Source organism: uncultured Meiothermus sp. (assembly GCF_937863175.1).
Lineage (GTDB): Bacteria > Deinococcota > Deinococci > Deinococcales > Thermaceae > Meiothermus.
Genome location: NZ_CALMCQ010000243.1, coordinates 1 through 4760 on the forward strand (window position 1 = coordinate 1; position 4760 = coordinate 4760).

Below are 4760 nucleotides of genomic sequence, written 5' to 3' on the forward strand. Positions count from 1 at the left end.
AGGGCGGGCAGCGGCAGCTCCTCCAGCACCCCCAACTTCTGCGGCTTGGGGGCAGCCAGACTGGCGACGCGCTTGGCCCAAGGGTAGCGGTAGTATTCCAAACGCTTGGCCCTGATCGGCGGGCGGTCTTGGGCGAAGATCACCACGCTGCCCTTGGGCAACTGGCGCACCTCGGCGGGGGTGATCAGGGGGCGCTGGCGGAAGGTCTCGCGCCGGGTGTGGTCGGTGCCGAAGCCGCCCGAGTCCACCCGAAGGCTCTCGTCCACCTCCACCAGCGTCACCTCCCCGGTCATCTCGCTGATGTACTCGGCGGTGGCCTTGTCGCGGGGCGGGTAGAACATCTGGGTGTGGCAGTTGTCGCGGATGGTGGCGGCGGCCTCGCGCCCGTACTTGCCCTCGAGCTGGCTCAGGCTCTGCACGTAGACCACCGCGCTCATCCCCCGGCCCGCGATGGTGGACACCAGGTCTTCCAGGCGCGGCACCGGGACGCGCCCGGCCTCGTCGAAGAAGAAGACCACCGGCGTGCTCCCGGAGTGCCCCTCGTCGCCGTAGCGGATCAGCGCGTCGATCATCCCCAACTGGATGACCTGCAAGGCCTTGGCGGTGAAGCGCAGGGTGGACTCCTTGAAGACCAGGTAGAGGCTGGTGGAGCCGGTGATCAGGTCGGCGGCCCGGAAGTCGGAGCCGGAGGTCATGCGCAGGATGCCCTCGGAGAAGAGCGGGCGCATCCGGGTGACCAGGTTCATCCAGGAGGAGTTCAGGAAGCGGTCGCTGCTCATGTCCTCGGGGCTGAACTGCTCGGGGGTCTTGCCCAGGAAGTCCACCAGCGCCCTGCGAATCTGGGGGTCGTTCAGGGCATGGAGCTGGCGCACGTACCCCGACAGCCCCAGCGCGGTCAGCCCGCGCAGGTAGGCCAGGGTGGGCTGTCCCAGCCTCCGCGCCGCCAGCATCCCGGCGAAGAGCGCGTTGGCGGCCCGCTCGGCGAAGATGCGCTCCTTGTCCTGCTCGGGCTCCAGGATCAGCAGCGCGGCGGCGTGCAGCCCCTCGTCGGTGTGGCCCAGCTCGAGGAAAGGGTCGTAGCGGTCGCCGAAGCCGGAGGGGTCGAGCACCCGCACCTTGCTGAAGCGCTGGCGGTGCCCCGCCGTCTTCTGGTAGTTCTCCCCCTTGATGTCCACCGTGACCGCGCTGCCCTGCCAGCGCAGCAGGTTGGTGACCAGGTGCAGCCCCTTCCCGGCGCGGGAGGGGCCGCTGACCAGGAAGTGCCCCATCTCGCTCTGCCCGCCGGTGCCGGGCCGCACCCCGACCAGCCCCGCCTCGTGGTGGGCCAGCGCCACCCCCAGGTGCTCCTGGCCGCTCGGGAGCAGCATCGCCCGCACCTCCTCCCCGGTGGCCCAGTGCTCGCGGTAGGGCAGCTCGCGGGGCGGCTCGAGGGGTCGCAACAACAAGCGCAACAGGGCAGTGACCAGCAGCCACGCCGCGCAGGCGGCGTAGGCGCTCAAGATGAGGCTGGGCGGCACCCAGCCGCCGAAATACTGCACGGCCCAGTGGGCGGCGTATCCAGCCGGGAACAGGGCCAGGGCGCGGGAGACCATAAGCGTGTTCACCGGCCCTGCTCCAGCCCGCGCTGGGGCCGCAGCTTGCGGTTGCGCCCGGAGCCTTCGGACTCCTCCCCACCGTCCAGACCCTGGCCCCCGCCTTGGGGCTTGCCGCCTCTATGCTGGAGATCCGCCTGCTCCAAGAGCCGCCCCGAGATGGGCTCGGTGTGGAGCGCCTCCCACTCCCGCTGCCACTGGCGCACCGCCGCGTCGCCCGCCGCGCGGAGCTGCCCCAGGTCGTCGCGGCTGAGGCGGGTCTCGCTGTAGACCAGCGCGTGGACGTGGGGGTGCTTCAAGTCCTGATGCACCACCGCCGTCCACTCCACCTTGGGGTCGCGCAGACGCAGCGGCTGGAGCACCGCCCGCGCCCAGTCGCGCAGCTCGCCCTCGCTCATCCGGGTTCCCGCCCAGGGGTCGGGCGAGAGGGTCATACGGTAGTGAAAGCGGGCCTGGTTCTGGGCCGCTTGGGCCTTGGCCTCGGACGGGTCTATGTCGTCTCGAGTGCGGTCGAAGCCACGGCGGGCGGTGGGAAGGACACGGAACTCCGGCTCTCCGGTGGGGTCGGGGTCGGCCTCCTTCGCCTCCTGCCTTAAGAGCCGCCGGGCCTCGCTCTCGGGGCGGTGGAAGTAGTAGCGCACCGCCGCCTGGGTGCGACCCCCGCGCCCGGCCCCGGCGGCGTACTTGGCCTTGACCACGCTGCGCCTCACCCCTCACCCCGCTCGGACGCGGGGGCCGCGACCGCCGCGAGGGCGGCCTCGAGTTCGGCGCTGGTCTTGCGGACGGCCTCCACCGCCGCCAAGTAGGAGGCACCCGAAAGCTCCTTGGCGTACTCAGCCCCGCGCCCGTCTTCGATGTGCATGGTCAGCAGGCGGCGGGTGGCGTTGGCCTCGATGCAGGCCCTGGCCAGCAGACGGCGGATGCCCGAATACTGCTCCCGGATCTCCTGGCGCAGCAGCCCCTCGAGGCGTGCCCCCAGCAGGCTGTCGAGGGACTGCTCGGCCTCCCGGCTCAAGGAGCGGGCCAGCATCTCCGAGGCCACGCTGCTCATGCTCACCGCCACTCTGGGCGAGGAGCGCTGGATGGCAGTCTGCTTGAGCTGGCGGTGGACGGTGGGTTCTACGTATATCCATATTTTTATCTTGCTCATTCATTTACAAATATACATATTTTTACATCCCTGTCAACTCTGGGGTATGGGCAGGGTCTGGCCCCGAGGATTTGCCCTTGCTGGATGGGGTGCGGGCAGGCGGGTGGCCTCGAGCTGCCCGCACTCCTTATCCTGCACTCCCTCCCTCTCCCGCACTCCCTCCCTCTCCCGTCCGCCCTCGCCCTCTCTCGCCCTCGCACGCCTCACCCCCATCCCTCGAGTCGAGCCACACCGAAAAGCAAACCCCCCATAGATTCGGGGAGTTCAAGGGTTCGAGTCCTCACCTCGAGCCTAGCCAAAAGTTGTGTTCAATACTCGAGGTCTTTACCCTGTTCTTGGGTCAACTCGGGCACTTTGAAGCTAACCTCTTTGCCCACTTGAGCAGTCACTGGTAAGTGGTCGGGGTGAGTCACGACCAAGCGCAGACTATCCCCTTGACCTTCCATCAGCAGGGCAAACTGTGGATTGTTGGCCACCAAGTTGGCAGTATGGGCAAAGCCGGGTGCAGCGGCGGCGAAGTAGCGGCTATTCCAGTTGATGTCCTGCGACTCCAAAAAGACAATGGCCTGACGCAAAACCGCGACCTGGCGGGGGTCTATAATTCCGCGCAACATACGCTGGAGGGGTTCGAGTTGACCGCTATTGGCCGAAATAGAAACTGCAATATTTCGTTCAGCGCTGACTACACGAAAGTCAAAGCCATGCCCTGTACTCTGGGCCAAGCCCTGTATGAACAGACGCTGGGTACGCCCATTGCCTTCACGGAATGGACGAACATGGTTGAGGTCGCCCAATATTTTGGCCGCACCATCAGCAAAGATCATTGCGTCGGGACTTTTAAGGCGTGGGTCGGTCTGAATATCACGGCTCAGGTGAGCTATAGCCTGTCGGATGTAGGAGGAAGGTAGAAAGACGCTCTCTCCTTTTTGCAACATTGGGCCAAGCTGCACCCGTTCCCCCTCGAGTACAACTGGCTCATGGCGCATGAACCCGGCCCACTCAAAGGTGTCTTGGAACAGATGTTTGTGGATGGCTTTCAGGTGGGCTTCGTCAAAAGTTTTGGGTATGTCGAATTGGCCCGATACAATCTCAAAACTTCGCTGCTCGACAAGGAGGTACTCGAGTTCACGCAGCTTTGACGCATCGGTGAGGCGGTGTAGGTTTTTGAGGGTTCCATTGGGCTGCAAATAGGGATCGGACATATCGAGTTCAGACACCACCAAAAGCCAGGGTTGTTGGGAAAACAGGTTTAAGAATTGGTGGTTGGTTCGCCCAAATGCTTGGCCTTTATAAGTTTGATGGCTTCTTCACTCGTAATCGTACCTTCGATCAGGGCTTGGTTGATGGGATCGGCCAGAACCTCCTCCCACGCCCTGGTGTCACCCTCCAAACGGTTGGAATGGTAAGCATGGGAAAGTGCCTCGATACGTCGCCGTTTTTCTTCTTCTGTTGCCGCTTTCTTTGGGGGCTTGACCATAGGACATTTTACCATGAATCAAGGCCAGGAGTGACCACCAAAACGGTCTCTCCTGGCCCTGTCTCCGACGATTTTCGTTCAGACTCTAGCTTGGACTAAAGGCCCAAACCATACTGTCGGCATAGTTGCTCGAGCCAATCTTAAGCCATAAAACTGAACTGCGGACTGCGTAAATTAGCGGCTTACCCCAGACTCTGAGTTGTGGTATCCCAACATGGTTATTCCTTTCTTTAGGCAACGGAATAGCTCTCAATCCGCCCATTGAGGTATCGGGCTTTCATCTGGGCGTGTCGGTTGGCGAAACGCACCGCTTGGCTTAGGCAATCAAAAGGGATAAAGGGTTCGTCATACAAAAGCGTACACGCCGCGTAGTCGCAAATCTCCAAGTGCTGCAAGTGAGGTGGGGCCTTGACCTCGTACCAGATACGGTTAACTTCCTCGGGATGAAAGGCCGAAGCCTGTTTGGTCAATCTCATGACCGCCCCGCCCCCAGCCGTGCGACAGGTTTCCCAGATCAGATGCCTACCGGCTAGGGCTCCAT

General features: G+C 63.5%; 6 protein-coding genes. All 6 read right to left on the minus strand.

Annotated features, from left to right (window positions below; genetic code table 11):
* On the minus strand, nt 1–1604 hold a 1604-nt coding region (locus Q0288_RS09340), incomplete at its 3' end, for a type IV secretory system conjugative DNA transfer family protein (protein WP_299429720.1).
* Entirely contained in the window at nt 1601–2290 is a 690-nt protein-coding gene (locus Q0288_RS09345) for a hypothetical protein (RefSeq protein ID WP_299429721.1), read from the minus strand. The genes Q0288_RS09340 and Q0288_RS09345, both read right to left, overlap by 4 nt.
* Before the next feature lie 8 nt (nt 2291–2298).
* Nucleotides 2299–2742, minus strand: coding sequence for a hypothetical protein (locus tag Q0288_RS09350; protein ID WP_299429723.1), 444 nt, complete (start codon nt 2740–2742; stop codon nt 2299–2301).
* Nucleotides 2743–3050: 308 nt separating this feature from the next.
* Nucleotides 3051–3959, minus strand: coding sequence for a Fic family protein (locus Q0288_RS09355; RefSeq protein WP_299429725.1), 909 nt, complete (start codon nt 3957–3959; stop codon nt 3051–3053).
* 32 nt (nt 3960–3991) lie between these two features.
* On the minus strand, nt 3992–4219 hold the full coding sequence (locus Q0288_RS09360; protein WP_299429727.1) for an antitoxin VbhA family protein: 228 nt from the start codon (nt 4217–4219) through the stop codon (nt 3992–3994).
* A 230-nt stretch (nt 4220–4449) separates the two neighbouring features.
* Nucleotides 4450–4760 (minus strand): hypothetical protein (locus Q0288_RS09365; RefSeq protein WP_299429729.1); only part of this gene is annotated, 311 nt, incomplete at its 5' end.